The sequence below is a fragment of the Bradyrhizobium sp. UFLA05-153 genome (assembly GCF_054185185.1).
On sequence record NZ_JBBIAM010000352.1, the window covers coordinates 1 to 607 of the forward strand.

Sequence of the window (607 nt, forward strand, 5' to 3'; positions counted from 1 at the left end):
CCGCCGCGACATCGCCGACTACCTTGGCCTGAGTTTCGAAACCGTCTCACGCACCCTCTCCATGCTTCGAGATGAAACGTTAATGCGCTTCGACGGACAGCAGCGACGCATCGAACTGCTCGACCGTGGGGCCCTCGCGAAGCTCGACGCCTGACTTCCGGTGTTGGCCCAGCGGTGGCCGCCCCCTTTAATCCGAGAAGCTCGAAATCAGGCCAGCCGAGCGCGCCAAATTAGGGTCCGGTGCGCAATATGGGATCCGTAAATTCCCAAAGATGAGTGACGTTCTCTTGATTTAACTCAACGGCACCTGGGTTCGCCTTGAACTGTTCGACCACGAGCCAGTCCGACGAGCCCCCCGCCGGTAAGCACGCCTCAAAGCCCCAGCCTTCGCGGTTGGAGGAGGCACGGCGGATCATCGAAGAGTACGCCGAGGACCTGCGGGAGATCATTAGGAAGCTCCGCCGTCGTCTCCATTGATGACCGGGAGCGCGGAAGGCCGCATAAATGACATGCTTCCTTGAGGACCATATGGGCCGCATAGCAATCCAGCGTGCGCCTGTTGAATTTACTTCCGCTTTGAAAGCATAGCGGACATCACCGGAATTTC

Annotated in this window: 2 protein-coding genes; one reads left to right on the plus strand and one right to left on the minus strand. The window is 58.8% G+C overall.

The annotated features are described in order from the left end of the window. On the plus strand, positions 1–154 hold a 154-nt coding region (locus Q2941_RS51840), incomplete at its 5' end, for a helix-turn-helix domain-containing protein (protein WP_458197578.1). Between the two features lie 76 nt (positions 155–230). Here Q2941_RS51840 and Q2941_RS51845 read toward each other — a convergent pair. After that, positions 231–607: hypothetical protein (locus tag Q2941_RS51845; protein WP_458197577.1), on the minus strand; the 377-nt coding region annotated here is incomplete at its 5' end.